The following is a 15,736-nucleotide window of genomic DNA, read 5'->3' on the forward strand; positions in this document are numbered from 1 at the left end:
ATATAATTTTTTTTTTTGAATTTACAAGTCAAGCTTCCATTTAATTTCATCTACTCCAACATCAAGTAAAACCTTACGTGAGAGAACAAATAAATAATCAGATAGACGATTTAAATACTTCAACAAGAGTGGATTTACATCAACATCCTTTGATAACTGAATGGCCCGGCGTTCCGCTCTTCGGCAAACTGTTCTTGCAACATGACAAAATCCATTGGCCAAACTACCGCCGGGCAACACGAAATTATTAAGTTCAGCTAACTCTTTATCCATCCGATCCATCTCATTTTCCAATAAAAGAATATCGGCTTCCACAATTGGCAATTTCTCTTTCATGTCAGATTTTTCATCATCGGTTGCCAATCTTGAACCAATCAGGAAAAGTTTATTTTGAATTTGCAGTAAAATTTCTTTTGATTTAGCTTCAATATCATGCGAACGAATCAATCCGATATAAGAATTTAATTCATCAACAGTGCCATAAGCTTCCAATCGAAAATGATGCTTTGGAACTCTTGTGCCACCAATCAAACCAGTGGTACCTGAGTCGCCTGTTTTTGTATACACTTTAAATTTATCCATTGTGTTTGTTTCTTTTGATCCTCTATTAAACTGATATTTTTATCTCAAATAGTTGTGCTACTACAAAGATAAAATTTCGCTGAAAGTATGCAATAGTTAAAATCTATACTTCCTTACATAATCTTGCTTTTGCATTCCTTCCCTCAAAATCAGTATTCCCATGTGAAATAAATCCAGACTCACAGAAATACGCTCGGCTTTCTTCATCTGATTCCAGAAGCGATGTATAGAATCATTTCTGTGTGGATGTTGAATAACAATCATACCATTTTTTGCAAGTATCCGCTCACTATTGAAAACAAAATCAGATAGAATTTCTTCACTTGTATTTTCAGAAAACACGAGGAAATCGAATTCTGGTTTTCCCTCAAGAATGCTGCTGTAGTCAACACTCTTATAATTTTTAATTCCCATGTAATTCTGAAAAATATCGTCGGAATAGTCTCTAAATACATCTCCTTGGCCCAAGCACGAAACTTCATTCCGTGAATCAAGTTTTGCCATGTAGGCTATGGATAAACCGACTCCATCACCAAAATAAGCAGATTTTTTTGGCCGCGCAAAATTCATTAAGCGAAACAGCAATCTATCATGTGCCTCACTTGACTTTATGATTTGAATTTCCTCTTTGTACTTCTTTACCAAATCCTTGTCAATATTTCCAACTTCAATTTTTGATTTTAATGCATTCACAATAATCTTTCGATAAGGAAACAACTGACCAAATGCATAGTAAGACAGTTTTGCCTCAATTACATTAACAATCAAATGAAAAGTAAAGGGAGAATGAACTCCAAACCCTTTTCGGCGAAAAGCTTTTAATCGGTAAAAACGTTTTTTTAATTTGTAGTGGATTCGACCCATGATGACTAGTAAATAGAATTGGCGAATTTAATCGTAAATTTGAATTCTTCAAATTCTTCAAGCAAGATATCGCCTGTTGCACTGATAATCGTAATAATATTAGTTATAATATAGCAAAAGATTAAGCTTTCATTTCTTTAAAATTTAAGTTTTTCAATTTACTTTTGTTTGTACTTTTAGGTTTTTGAAGAGTTTTACACAAAAGGGAAAAAAATTCCTTTCCTTTTAAAATAGATTAGAATAGTTAGAATGTCAGAATTAGCGGGACTCGATATTAAATTTTTAGCAGGTGTTGGCCCCAAAAGGGCTGCTATTCTCAATAAGGAATTATCCATTTACAGTTACGAAGATTTACTGTACCACTTCCCCTATAAATATATCGACAGAACTAAATTTTACGAAATCAGTGAAATTCATTCAAAACTGCCATATATTCAAGTAAGAGGTGAAATTACCAGTATCGAAGTAATTGGCGAAAAGCGCCAGCAACGGTTGGTGGCACATTTTACCGATGGGAAAGGCGTATTGGAACTAGTCTGGTTCAAGGGAATTAAATACATTAAGCCAAGTCTTAAACCCAACACAGAATATATTGTTTTTGGTAAACCTTCCGAATTCAATCGAAAAATAAATGTTGTTCACCCTGAACTTGAAGAGAGTGAGGCGAAAAATGGAAAATTGAATGCTTCGTTGCAATCTTTTTATCTGACTACCGAAAGGATGAAAAGTAGTTTTATCAATTCGAAAGCCATTCACAAACTTCAGGAAAATGCTTTGCAATCCTTGAATGGAAAAATACCGGAAACCCTACCTGCAAGCCTAACAAAAAAGATAGGATTAATAAATCTTCACGAAGCGCTTACACAGATTCATTTTCCGAGTGATACGGAAGTATTAAAAAAGGCCACCTACCGTTTAAAATTTGAAGAACTGTTTTACATTCAGCTAAACATTCTTAAAATGAAGATGAAGCGCAAGGTGCTTTATCGCGGTCATCAGTTCACTAAAATAGGTGCGAATTTCAATCAGTTTTTTCAAACCAAACTTCCCTTCGAACTTACCAATGCTCAAAAAAGGGTTATCAAAGAAATTCGAAAAGATGTGGGTAGCGGAAAACAAATGAATCGCCTTTTACAGGGAGATGTGGGCAGTGGCAAAACAATGGTTGGATTGATGTGTATGCTTATAGGACTTGACAATGGTTGTCAGTCTTGTTTGATGGCTCCCACTGAGATTTTAGCAACTCAACACATGGAATCCATTAGTGAATATTTAGAAGGTCTTGATATAAAAGTGGCTTTGCTTACCGGATCAACAAAACAGAAAGACCGCAAAATTATTCATGAACAACTACTAAATGGAGAGTTGCATATCTTGATTGGAACTCATGCGCTGTTAGAAGACATTGTTCAATTCAACAACCTGGGTTTAGTAATTATCGATGAACAACATCGATTTGGTGTTGCTCAGCGTGCGCGCTTGTGGAAAAAAAACAACGTCCCTCCTCACATTTTAGTGATGACTGCAACGCCTATTCCAAGAACACTTGCCATGACTCTTTATGGTGATTTGGACGTTTCTGTAATTGATGAGCTCCCTCCCGGACGAAAGCCGATACAAACGGTTCATTACTTTGAAAAAAGGAGAAAACAAGTGTACGACTTCATGAAAAAGCAGATTGATTTGGGGAGACAAATCTATTTGGTTTATCCAATGATTAAAGAATCTGAAAAAATGGATTTCAAAAATCTGGAAGAAGGATACGAAAGTGTTTCCGAATACTTCCCCTCTGAAAAATATAGCATCAGCAAGGTTCATGGAAAAATGAAACCGGCCGAAAAAGAAGCGGAAATGCAACGATTTGCCAAAGGAGAAACACAAATAATGGTAGCGACTACAGTTATTGAAGTTGGCGTTAATATTCCCAATGCTTCTGTAATGATTATTGAAAGCACCGAACGTTTTGGATTATCTCAGCTACACCAATTGAGAGGTCGCGTAGGACGTGGAGCCGAACAATCCTACTGCATTCTTATGTCTTCCTACAAAATCTCAAACGAATCGCGAAAGCGTATTGAAACAATGGTGCGCACGAACGATGGCTTTGAAATTGCTGAAGTAGATCTTAAACTTCGTGGCCCCGGAGATATTGAGGGAACTCAGCAAAGCGGAATCTCTTACGACCTGAAAATTGCCAATCTTGGCAAGGATGGTCAAATACTTCAATATGCAAGAGATATTGCTCAGGAAATACTCGACAATGATCCATTACTGGATAAGGAAGAAAACTTTACGCTCGCAAAACAGGTAAAACGACTTAGCAAAACAAAAATAAATTGGAGTGTTATCAGTTAATAAATTACCCATACTTATAATTAATTCTTAATTTAAAGGCAATGAATTTCTGAATCCAAACAATTTAAAGTGCAACATAGGGGGAAACCGCCTCTTTGCGGTACTATCTAATAGTAACTATTTATAAATCTATTATGAAAAAAACGCTAAAACTACCCGCCTTAGTAACGCTTATGTTGTTTCTTTTAATCGGTACAAGTAAAGCTCAGGATAATTATCCTTCTTTTGGTTTCGATAATTCCTTTACGAACCTCAGCAATCCAGATTCAATAAGCATGTTTACCGGAGCATTTGCCTTTGCGCAAATTGGTGGTGAAAATTATGCAGGTGTTCGGTTCCAACCCGATTTAAGCTTTGGAAAAGTAGGCATAGGTATGGATGTTCCTGTTTATTTTAACTTGGACAATGGTGATTTTTACACCGATGAATTCAAAAGCGGAACCGGAGTTCTTCGATTGATTAGCTACTTGCGTTACGGAAGAAAAAAGAAAGATCCGGTTTATTTAAAACTAGGTCAACTGCAAGGCGAATCGTTAGGATATGGTAGTTTATTGAATAACTACAGCAACTCTCCCAGCTTCGAGAAAAGAAAAGTCGGCTTAAGTTATGATATCCGTATTAAAAAGATTTATGGTGTAGAAGGAATGTACAGCGATTTCAACACGCAATCCTGTAATTTATTTGCCGTTCGGCCATATGTTCGTCCTTTTGGTGCCAGTGGAATTCCTGTTGTTAAAACACTTGATTTTGGATTTAGTTACATCACCGACAATGATCAGACCAATCGATTTGGTAAGAACACTGGTGTTAATGAATTTCTATCTGATGGAATAAAAGCCTACGGGTTAGATATGGGAATCCTCATCATAAACTCTGGTTTTATTAACCTTACCGGATATGCACACTATAGCAGACTAGGCAAAGTAAAATCGGATTCTCTTATGGCATACCACCAACTAATACCACCAACACAAGGATATGATGCTGGAAAAGGAACAGGAATTGGTTTTAATGCAAATATGAATGTAATTGGAAATTTGTTCCGTTTGAATTCAAGAATTGAGCGGCTTTGGTATAGCGACAACTACATACCACAATTTTTCGATGCGATGTATGAAGTAAATAAAGATGCTAAAATTGCAGCTTTGGGTAATGTTAAGAGTCAACAAGGAATTTATGGATCGTTAACAGCTTCGGTATTCGATAAAATAATGCTTGGCGGTAATTTGCTGCTACCTGACAATGTAAGTGCTGAATCTCCAGCTACACTGCAATTAAATTTAAGAACTCAGGATTTGTTTGATAAAATCATTATTGAAGGTTACTACACCAAAGGAAATCTGACAAAAATAGGTGACACCTTTAAATTTGATTCAAACTCACTTGCTTTAATGAGGTTTGCCTACAAAATAACTCCAATTTTAGTAACTGGCGTTGATTATCGCTGGAGCTGGAGCGAACAAGCAGATGGATCGTTTAAAGCTGACAATTCTGTAATGCCGTATATGGCTCTAAGATTTCAATTCTAATAAATATTGAGACATATCTACAAAAGCATCTTCACCTAAGGAATCATTTTAACAACATTTTTTTGAAAAGGAAACAAAATAGAATCGTTTTAACAGCATTTTAAAAAAAAGACAACAAAACAGAATCATTTTAACAGCATTTTTTAAAAAAAACAACAAAACAGAATCGTTTTAACAACATTTTTTGAAAAAGGCAACAAAACAGAATCGTTTTTATCTCATTTCTAAGGATAATGAGATAAAAACGAATTGTAAAAACAACATTTTTTGCAAGGCTCCCATCTGAAAATCCGAATCATCGAATGACACAAAAATAAAGCAATTGAAATGAGACACGGGCCGATTATTTCAAAACAACAATCGCTAAAAAATCAGCTCGAGGATATCGAAATTCGAACAATTGCATTCATCTGATTTGTTTTATTTGAGGCGAACTTAAATTTGATTATCCGCTGTATTTGAGAAAAAGTCAAAATTTCTTGACCAAAGTCTTTCCCTACCCATTTTATTCATAATGAATCTAAATTAATACGTTTGCAAAACAGACTCATATTACCGATTTTTTTCAATAATAGCCCAAACTATCTGTATTCAATAGAGATACAAGAAAAATTGTAATCTCTACTTTACAAAAGTAGGGAACTCCCTCTATTTAAACACACTATAAATTGACTTTTACCCGAATCGAATGCAATCTAAAGTACTATTTTTGTTGCGCTGTGTTAAATAACATCCATTTACTACCAACATGACTAGGTGAATGTTACATGTATAAATCTCATCTGCTTAGGCAGGAGTTTTCGAGTATAAACGACAAAAAAGGGAAAAGTAAATGCAAGATCCCAATAAAATTGATCACGAAGGGACTATCCTTGAAATAGAGGAGGGTAAGATTACGGTAGGCATTGTAAATGTCTCTGCCTGTTCTGCTTGTCATGCCAAAGGTGCTTGCTCCATGTCTGATATGAAAGACAAATCGATTGATGTTATTGATTACAGTAACAAATTTAAAGTTGGAGAAAAGGTAAACCTAAGCTATCGGGAATCCTTAGGATGGTTGGCTATGTTCCTTGCTTATGTGCTGCCATTTGTATTAGTAGTACTTGCCCTTATCCTTGCAACAACAATTACAAGCAATGAATTAATAAGTGGAATATCGGCATTAGCCATATTACTACCTTACTATATAGTTCTGTCCTTTTTCAAGAGACATTTTAAGAAAACTTTTTCATTTACAATCGAAAAAATCGTAAACATTTAAGCTATGAACATTATAGTTATCACTATTCTGGCTTTGTGTGCTATTGGAGTAACAGCAGCAATTATTCTGTTTTTTGTAGCGCAAAAATTCAAAGTGTATGAAGATCCTCGCATCGACGAGGTAGAAGAAGCATTACCTGCCGCGAATTGTGGCGGTTGTGGTTATCCTGGATGTAGGGCATTTGCCGAAGCATTGGTAAAAGCTGACGACATTTCAAAAATGAACTGCCCGGTGGGTGGGAATTCTGTGATGTCGCAAGTTGGATCTATTCTTGGACATGAAATAAAAGCAGCCGAACCTACTGTTGCAGTTGTTCGTTGTAACGGAACTTGCGAAAACAGACCTAAAACCAATCAGTATGATGGTGCAGCGTCTTGTACAATTGCAGCTTCTCTTTACAGCGGTGAAACAGGATGCCAGTATGGTTGTTTAGGCTTAGGTGAGTGTGTTGATGCCTGTAATTTCGATGCCATGTATATGGATAAGGAAACAGGTCTTCCTGTTATTATCGAAGACAAATGTGTTTCTTGTGGTGCATGTGTTGCAGCTTGTCCTAAAGACATTATTGAGCTTCGTAACAAAGGGCCAAAAAGTCGACGAATCTTTGTGTCTTGTGTAAATAAGGACAAAGGTGGTGTAGCTAAAAAAGCTTGTAGCGTTGCCTGTATTGGTTGTGGCAAGTGTGTTAAGGAATGTCCTTTTGATGCCATCACTTTGGAAAACAACCTTGCTTACATCGACTACAGCAAATGTAAACTTTGCCGAAAGTGTGTACTTGTTTGCCCAACGCATGCTATTCACGAGTTGAATTTTCCACCTCGTAAAGAAAAGCCTGCCGAAAAGCCGATTGCCGCAACGGTAAAACCTGCTGCAGCACCAAAAGCTGAGGCTAAGACAGAAGAGGCTCCGAAAGTAGAGCCAACTGCAAATGACGAAACAACTGAGAACAAATAAATAGGAGGATCATCAGTGTTAAAAACATTCTCATTAGGAGGTATTCATCCTGCCGAAAACAAATTGTCGGCAAACAGCGCAATCCAGGTATTGCCAATACCCGAAATAGTAAGTATTCCAATTTCTCAACATATTGGTGCTCCGGCTACTCCGATCGTTAAAAAGGGCGACGAAGTTAAAGTAGGACAATTAATCGCTAAATCATCAGGATTTGTATCTGCAAACATCCACTCTTCCGTTTCAGGAACTGTGTTTAAAGTAGATGAGATTATTGATGCAAGTAGTTTCCGCAGAACATGTGTCATCATTAAAGTTGATGGCGATGAATGGATGGAAACAATTGATCGCAGCAAAGATTTGGTAAAAGAAATCAGCGCAAGCAAGGAAGAAATTGTAAAAAAAATAGCCGAAGCTGGAATTGTTGGTTTAGGTGGAGCAACCTTCCCTGCTCATGTAAAACTATCGGTTCCTCCGGGAAAAACTGCCGACGTTTTAATCATTAACGCAGTGGAATGCGAACCTTACCTTACCTCTGACCACCGGGTTATGCTCGAAAAAGGGGATGAAGTATTGGTTGGAACCCAGGTTTTAATGAAAGCCTTAGGTGTTGATAAAGCCATTATTGGCATTGAAAACAACAAACCTGATGCAATAGCTCATTTGACAAAACTTGCTGCAAATTATCAGGGAATTGAAATTTGCCCGTTAAAAACACAATACCCTCAAGGTGGTGAGAAACAATTAATTTCGGCTACAATAAAACGTGAAATTCCATCGGGAGCTCTTCCTATTGAAGTAGGTGCAGTGGTTCAAAACGTTGGAACAGCACTTGCTGTTTACGAAGCTGTTCAGAAAAACAAACCTCTTTTCGAACGGGTAGCAACCATTACCGGGAAATCATTAAAAAATCCTTCAAACTGGCTATTCCGAATAGGAACTCCTGTTAAAGATTTGGTTGATGCTGCCGGAGGATTACCTGAAGATACAGGTAAAATAATAGGCGGTGGTCCGATGATGGGAAAAGCATTAACAACAATTGATGTTCCTTTAACCAAAGGAAGCTCAGGCTTATTACTTATACCTCGCGAAGAAGCTGCCCGTAAAGAAGCTAAGCCTTGTATTCGTTGTGGCAAATGTGTTTCTGTTTGTCCTATGGGACTTGAACCATTCTTACTAATGGTTTTGGCCGACAAAAAAGAATACGAGCGTTTGGAAAGCGATGCTGTTATGGATTGTATTGAGTGTGGCTCTTGTAGTTTTACTTGTCCTGCAAACCGTCCATTATTGGATTACATCCGATTAGGAAAAGGTAAAGTTGGACAAATCATGAGATCAAGAAAATAAAATCAATTAGGAATTATGGGTTAAGAATGACGGATTACACATTCATTTGCATACTCATTCATCCTATTACTAATAAACAAATTTACAAATAGATATGAACACCAAAGTACTAATCGCCCCGTCTCCACACGTTCATAGTGGAGATTCCATACAAAAGAACATGTATGGAGTGGTATTTGCGATGCTTCCGGCACTTATTTTTTCGTTCGTTTACTTTGGCATGGGTGCAATTATTGTCACCCTAACTGCCGTAGCATCTTGTTATCTTTTCGAATTTTTAATTACGAAATACCTGCTTAAAAAAGTTCCAACCATTACCGATGGTTCTGCATTAATCACAGGTATTCTGTTGGCCTTTAACGTGCCAGCCAACCTACCTATCTGGATTATTCTGATTGGAGCTTTGGTTGCTATTGGTATTGGCAAAATGACATTCGGAGGTTTAGGAAACAATGTATTTAACCCGGCTTTAGTAGGTCGTGTATTTCTATTGATTTCCTTCCCGGTTCAAATGACCAGCTGGCCAAAAGCTTTAGGCTTCAACACATCCTATTTAGATGCAGAAACCGGTGCTACGCCATTGGCTATTATTAAAGAAGGATTAAAAAACGGGGAACCATTGTCTCAATTAATGCACGACGTACCCAGTAATCTGGATTTACTAATGGGAAACATGGGTGGATCTATGGGGGAAGTTGCCGGTGCTGCTTTACTTCTTGGTTTGGCTTACATGCTATTCAAAAAGATCATTACCTGGCACATTCCTGTTGCTGTACTTGGAACAGTAGCTGTTTTTAGCGGTATTCTTCACATGGCTAATCCTGAAGCATATGCTGGTCCGTTATTTCATCTTCTTACAGGAGGTTTATTACTAGGTGCTATTTTTATGGCAACCGACTATGTTACCTCTCCTATGTCGAACAAAGGAATGTTAATATATGGTATTGGAATCGGCTTTCTAACTGTAATCATCCGTGTATTCGGAGCTTATCCAGAAGGAGTTTCATTTGCAATTCTTATTATGAATGCATTTGTACCACTCATTAATGTGTATGTTAAACCTAAACGTTTCGGCGAAAAAAGGAAATAATTATGGCTGCGAAAAAAGAATCTACATTTATAAATATGGTGTTGGTGTTGTTTATAATAACACTAATAGCCTCTGCTGCTTTGGGTGCGGTATACGAAATTACCAAAGAACCAATTGCTAAAGCAAAATTGGAGAAAAAACTGAATGCCATAAAAGAAGTTGTTCCTGACTTTACGAACAATCCCAGTGATGAGATGTACAAAGTTGGTGTAAACGACAAAGATACTCTGGAATTTTATCCTGCTAAAAAGGATGGAAAATTAGTAGGTACTGCTGTTAAAACTTTTACTACGAATGGCTTTTCAGGATATATATGGCTTATGGTTGGATTTGAACCAGACGGGACCATTCACAACTATTCGGTATTGGAACACAAGGAAACACCTGGTTTGGGCTCAAAAATGACAAATTGGTTTAAACCTACCGATCCTGCCAAAGCAAAAGCAAGTGTTCTTGATAAAAACCCAGGAGCAACAAACTTTACAGTCAGTAAAGATGGTGGCGATATTGATGCCATTACTGCTGCGACCATCAGCTCCAGAGCTTTTTTAGATGCTGTTCAAACAGCCTATAAAGAGTACATGAAAAATCAAAAAGAAGGAGGAAATAGTAATGAATAACATGCAAAATTTCACCAAAGGATTCTTTAAGGAGAATGCCGTATTCGTTTTATTGCTGGGTATGTGTCCAACACTTGGAGTAACCTCTTCGGCGATCAATGGGCTGGGAATGGGCTTGGCTACATCTTTTGTTTTGATCATGTCCAACATGGTAATTTCAATGGTAAGTTCTCAGATTCCTGAGAAAGTAAAAATACCTTCTTTCATTGTTATCATTGCTGCATTTGTTACTATTATTAGTTTTCTAATGGAGGCATACACTCCAGCATTGCATGCACAATTGGGCGTATTTATTCCCCTTATCGTTGTAAACTGTATTGTATTGGGGCGTGCCGAAGCATTTGCTTCTAAAAACAAAATATTGCCTTCAATATTGGACGGAGCTGGAATGGGATTAGGATTTTCAATGGCCTTAACACTTTTAGGATCTGTTCGTGAACTATTAGGAAGTGGAAAAGTTTTTGGTATTTCTATATTTAGTGATACTTACGGCATGCTAATTTTTGTATTAGCCCCTGGCGCTTTCATTGCATTAGGATATCTTATTGCTATTATTAACCGCATTAAAAAAGCCTAAAGAGAAATCATCATGAATTATATTATAATTATTATATCTGCCATATTCGTAAACAACGTTGTTTTGGCTCAATTCCTAGGAATTTGTCCATTTCTAGGAGTATCGAAGAAAGTATCAACAGCAGTAGGTATGTCAAGTGCCGTTACTTTTGTAATGATTCTGGCTACTATTGTAACTTATCTGCTTCAAAAATATATATTGGACCCTTTCGGTATTGGTTTTATGCAAACCATCACCTTTATCCTGATTATTGCAGCTTTGGTGCAGTTGGTTGAGATCATCCTTAAAAAGGTTAGTCCGGCAATGTACCAGGCATTGGGTGTTTTTCTTCCATTAATTACAACCAACTGTGCAATCCTGGGTGTTGCTATTTTAACAATTCAGAAAGACTATGATCTACTAGAAGCGGTTGTTTTCTCAGGATCTACGGCTATCGGTTTCGGTCTTGCTTTGGTTATATTCGCAGGCCTTCGCGAACACCTTGATCTTGTTGATTTGCCAAAAGGCATAAAAGGAACTCCCGCAGCCTTAATTGTTGCAGGACTCTTAGCAATGGCTTTTATGGGATTTACAGGTATTGTATAATCAAAACACAATTCATTATATTTAAAAAGCAACTCGTAAAGAGTTGCTTTTTTTATTGCACTATATCAGCTCTACACGCATTAATATTTACCTTTTATCAAAATTATTGTGAAAATCCGTAATAATAATTAACTTGAAGTCGAATGCAATCAATGAGGATCAAAATCAACCACTAAGTTACACCTTAAAACCCGTTGAAATTTCATGCTAAATAAAATGAAATTCCGCACTAGAGTGCTTGCCGGATTCGGTTTAATACTACTGTTTACGGTATCATTTGTTATCCTCTCTATTCTCCAGGTAAAAGATCTTCGCAACGAATCAGAATTCATTTATACTCACACTTATACGGTAAGCAACTCTGTTCGTGATATAAATACATATATCCAAACCATGGAAAGTGCCATGAAGGATGTACTTCTAGCCAAAACACAACAACAGTTCGATCAGGCCATTGATACAATTAATTTATATCACATAAAAGCAATGACCCAATTCGACACCGTTTTTAATCGTTTTTTGGGCGATAAACGCGATGTTGGAATTGCCTACCATACTTTTATAGAATGGGAAGAACTTCGTAATCAGATAATCGATTTAAAAGTTAGTGGCAAAGAAATTAGTGCCAAAAAAATGGTTGATGGAATTGCTGCCGAACACCTCAATAAATTAAAAGAAAAAACAAAGGTGATGACTGATTTTGCCGAGAATCAGGCTAATTCAATATATAAAGAAGCAACTGCAACTCACACGAGAAAACTATATCTGTTTACCATTATATCAATTTTAATCGTACTTGCCAGTGTGTTAATCACCTATGTAGTTTCGGAAAGTATTTCCAGACCAATTAGAAAATTCATTTATAAGGCACAGGCTATCTATCAAGGACAAGGAAATGATTCACGACGCATTAGTGAAGAACAACTATTGGATCATTCCGTGACAGAATTGACGCAAACCTATGCAAAACTTCAGAGTGAAATTAAGGAGCGAGAGCGCGGAGAGGATACTATTCGGGTGCAGTACCAGGAAATTCACGATTATTCGGAAAAACTAAGACTCTTTAATGAAAAATTGGAAGAGCGGGTAATTGAACGAACAACAGCTTTAGCCGTAAGTGAAGAAAAATACCGTAACCTAATTAATGGAAGCAACGACATTATTTTAGTCAATGAATATCTTGGCGATGGCACCTCAAAATTAATAGAGGCGAATGATACGTCTTGCGTGGTGCTTGGTTACACCAGAGATGAACTTTTTAAACTTTCGCCTGCTAATTATATTGAAGATCTTCCGGATAATTATATAGTTGATTCAATAAAAAGACTAACTCGGGAAAAACAATTTACTCACGAACAAATCTTTATTTCGAAGTATGGGAAACAAACCCCAATGGAAACTGTTTGTCAGCTTGTTACACTTCAGGGAAAACATGTAATCTTATCAACATCAAGAGATATTACGGAACGTAAACATGCACAACAGGCAGTTGTGGAGAGTGAGCGAAGGCTGAAAAAAATGATTCATCAGTCTCCCCTTCCAATTGTTATTACCGATGTAAAACAAAATATTGAATACTTTAACGATAAGTTTATTGAGTTATTTGAATACACTTTAGATGATATCATAACTGCAGATGATTGGTATAAATCCTGTTTTCCTGAGCGAAATTATCGCGATGAAGTAAAACAAACCTGGAAGGAAGCTATAGCTAAGGCTAAACTGGAAAATACCGACATAGCAAAACAGGAATTTCACATGACGATAAAAAATGGCGAAACCCGTCATTGTGAATTCTTTATGGTGCCATTCGACACTTCTTCAATGATTATTATCAATGATATTTCTAAAATTATATCCACACAAAAAGAATTGGTGAAAGCCAAAGAAAAAGCGGAAGAAAGTGATCATCTGAAGTCTGCCTTTCTTGCCAATATGTCGCACGAAATTAGAACTCCAATGAATGGTATTATTGGATTTGCTGATATGCTTCGCAGACCCGATAGAACACCAGCTCAAAGCGATACTTACATTAATATTATTTACAAAAGCTCGAATCAACTTCTCAAAATTATAAATGATATTCTTGATATTTCGAAACTGGATTCCGGTCAAACCTTTATGAAGGAATCAAAATGCTTTTTGAATGTTATCCTAGATGAACTGCACTCACAATTCACCAGAGATAACAGTTCATACGATGGAATTGAATTCATAGTTAACAAGACGCTTTCAAATGAAGAAACACTTGTGCTTACGGAAGAGAGAAAATTACGACAAATACTTTCTAACCTACTTAATAACGCATTTAAATTTACTTCTGCCGGCTCTATCGAATATGGATATCATTTAATTGAAAATAATTTCTTAGAATTCTATGTTAAGGATACCGGGATTGGAATCCCTAAAGAAAAGCAAGAAATTATATTTGAGCGTTTCCGACAAGTTGAAGAAACTTTTTCCCGTAAATATGGTGGCACAGGACTGGGCTTAGCAATTTCGAAAGGCTTTGTTGAATTAATGGGCGGACAAATAAGAATGGAAACCGCTGAAGACAATGGAACGACCTTTTACTTCACGATACCCTACAAGCCTGTAGGTACAAGTGTAGCAACAGTAAAAAAGACGAAAAAAAAAGGCTACAAATGGGATGATAAACTAATTCTGGTTGTAGAAGATGATGTAACCAACTTCAAGTGCATAGAGGCAGCTCTAAAGCCCACAAAAGTTAAAATATTACATACGATATCAGGCAATAAGGCTATTGAATTAAGTCTGCGGAACCCAACGATTAATCTGGTGTTAATGGATTTAATATTGCCGGATATAAATGGCTTGGAAGCAACTCAATCCATAAAAAAGATGAGAGATAATCTTCCAATAATTGCTCAAACAGCAAATGCTTTTAGAGAAGATCGAGATAAGAGTATTGCGGCAGGATGTGATGATTTTATCGCAAAGCCATTTGATGAAAATAAATTGCTGGCTACAATTAATAAATACCTTATAAATGGGACGAAAGTAAGCGCTAATTCACCAAACAAGAGTATAATTCAGTAGGTATTTTTTTTCCAGTTAATAATACTGCCCCCAAATAAGTATATCCATCAACCTTCGCGTTCTTCTTATTTAATTCTATCAGCAGATCTCCGGAAATTAGTAGCCGTGATTCGTAAGAATTACATAGACCTTGTATTCTTGAAGCAGTGTTTATGGCATCGCCATGATAAGCAATTTCGGATTTTAACTCTCCAACTTCTGCTACCATAACTTTACCTGAATGCACTCCGGCCTTAAAAATCGGCACCATTCCATAAGTCTTTTGATAATATTTCTTTTTCTTCTCCAGAATATCCAAAAAGTCATAAAAAACCTGCAGACATCTCATTTTTTTTACTCCATCATTTATTTTCCACGTTAACACAACCTCATCACCAACATACTGATATATCTGAGCTTGATTATCTCGAACAGCATCCGAAATATCCTTAAAACAGTCCTGAATGAGTCTACTGTATTTAAAATGTCCTAACTTTTCGGCGTAATAAGTAGAAGATTTAAGATCCATAAACAGAAAAATTCGCTTCTCTTCTTTTGGCTTGTAGTATCTTCCCAACAAGAATTTCAATAGAACTCCTTTACCCAATTTCCGATCTATTTCGTGGAAAATTTCAATTAAGCTACCTACTATAAAAAAGTAGACCAATATGGCGTAAAATAACTGGGAGTGATACAAAGACAATAATTGAGGAAAGGTTGCCGGAAAATCATCTATTGGAAATAATTCCCCCATATGATACATACAATAAATCAGCAAATAGGCACTGCTAACATTTACCAATAAACTAACTGTTATTGAAAGAAAATAAGTAGTTATTTGATTGCGAATAGATTTTGCCAATTTAAATATCACGCCCCAAATTATTCCTGCAATAATACCAGACCACAATACATTTGTAATATTTTGCATCTTGT

The 15,736-nt window shown here is 36.5% G+C and carries 13 protein-coding genes; 10 read left to right on the forward strand and 3 right to left on the reverse strand.

Annotated features, from left to right (window positions below):
* Positions 1–21: 21 nt before the first annotated feature.
* Together ALGA_RS04110 and ALGA_RS04115 are read right to left on the reverse strand one after the other, a co-directional pair.
* Positions 22–582 carry a cob(I)yrinic acid a,c-diamide adenosyltransferase gene (locus tag ALGA_RS04110; RefSeq protein WP_096428125.1) on the reverse strand — a complete coding sequence of 187 codons (561 nt, stop codon included), beginning with the start codon at positions 580–582 and terminating at the stop codon, positions 22–24.
* Positions 583–678: 96 nt separating this feature from the next.
* Positions 679–1,446 (reverse strand): hypothetical protein, encoded by a 768-nt coding sequence (locus ALGA_RS04115; RefSeq protein ID WP_096428126.1) that lies wholly within the window; start codon positions 1,444–1,446, stop codon positions 679–681.
* A 249-nt stretch (positions 1,447–1,695) separates the two neighbouring features.
* On the opposite strand from ALGA_RS04115, the gene recG reads away from it, so the two are divergent.
* From recG to ALGA_RS04165, 10 genes are all read left to right on the forward strand, one after another.
* The gene (gene recG, locus ALGA_RS04120; protein ID WP_096428127.1) at positions 1,696–3,801 is read left to right on the forward strand and encodes an ATP-dependent DNA helicase RecG; all 2,106 of its coding nucleotides are present in this window, start codon (positions 1,696–1,698) and stop codon (positions 3,799–3,801) included.
* A gap of 134 nt (positions 3,802–3,935) precedes the next feature.
* Positions 3,936–5,330, forward strand: coding sequence for a hypothetical protein (locus ALGA_RS04125; protein ID WP_145957570.1), 1,395 nt, complete (start codon positions 3,936–3,938; stop codon positions 5,328–5,330).
* 832 nt (positions 5,331–6,162) lie between these two features.
* On the forward strand, positions 6,163–6,591 hold the full coding sequence (locus tag ALGA_RS04130; RefSeq protein ID WP_096428129.1) for a SoxR reducing system RseC family protein: 429 nt from the start codon (positions 6,163–6,165) through the stop codon (positions 6,589–6,591).
* A 3-nt stretch (positions 6,592–6,594) separates the two neighbouring features.
* Positions 6,595–7,545, forward strand: coding sequence for a Fe-S cluster domain-containing protein (locus ALGA_RS04135; RefSeq protein ID WP_096428130.1), 951 nt, complete (start codon positions 6,595–6,597; stop codon positions 7,543–7,545).
* A gap of 15 nt (positions 7,546–7,560) precedes the next feature.
* Complete coding sequence (rsxC, locus tag ALGA_RS04140; protein WP_096428131.1) at positions 7,561–8,889, forward strand: electron transport complex subunit RsxC; 1,329 nt, start codon at positions 7,561–7,563, stop codon at positions 8,887–8,889.
* A gap of 94 nt (positions 8,890–8,983) precedes the next feature.
* Positions 8,984–9,979: an RnfABCDGE type electron transport complex subunit D gene (locus ALGA_RS04145; protein ID WP_096428132.1), complete on the forward strand. Its 996-nt coding sequence runs from the start codon at positions 8,984–8,986 to the stop codon at positions 9,977–9,979.
* A 2-nt stretch (positions 9,980–9,981) separates the two neighbouring features.
* Positions 9,982–10,599 carry an RnfABCDGE type electron transport complex subunit G gene (locus tag ALGA_RS04150; RefSeq protein WP_096428133.1) on the forward strand — a complete coding sequence of 206 codons (618 nt, stop codon included), beginning with the start codon at positions 9,982–9,984 and terminating at the stop codon, positions 10,597–10,599.
* A gap of 1 nt (position 10,600) precedes the next feature.
* A complete protein-coding gene (locus ALGA_RS04155; protein ID WP_231706053.1) occupies positions 10,601–11,176 on the forward strand; it encodes an RnfABCDGE type electron transport complex subunit E in 576 nt (191 codons plus the stop codon).
* 12 nt (positions 11,177–11,188) lie between these two features.
* A complete protein-coding gene (gene rsxA / locus ALGA_RS04160) occupies positions 11,189–11,761 on the forward strand; it encodes an electron transport complex subunit RsxA (protein ID WP_096428135.1) in 573 nt (190 codons plus the stop codon).
* A gap of 204 nt (positions 11,762–11,965) precedes the next feature.
* Positions 11,966–14,821 (forward strand): ATP-binding protein, encoded by a 2,856-nt coding sequence (locus ALGA_RS04165; RefSeq protein ID WP_096428136.1) that lies wholly within the window; start codon positions 11,966–11,968, stop codon positions 14,819–14,821.
* On the opposite strand, the gene ALGA_RS04170 is transcribed toward ALGA_RS04165, so the two are convergent.
* Positions 14,790–15,731 carry an adenylate/guanylate cyclase domain-containing protein gene (locus ALGA_RS04170; RefSeq protein WP_162845381.1) on the reverse strand — a complete coding sequence of 314 codons (942 nt, stop codon included), beginning with the start codon at positions 15,729–15,731 and terminating at the stop codon, positions 14,790–14,792. The genes ALGA_RS04165 and ALGA_RS04170 overlap by 32 nt on opposite strands.
* Positions 15,732–15,736: the final 5 nt, after the last annotated feature.

This window comes from Labilibaculum antarcticum, assembly GCF_002356295.1.
Taxonomy (GTDB): domain Bacteria; phylum Bacteroidota; class Bacteroidia; order Bacteroidales; family Marinifilaceae; genus Labilibaculum; species Labilibaculum antarcticum.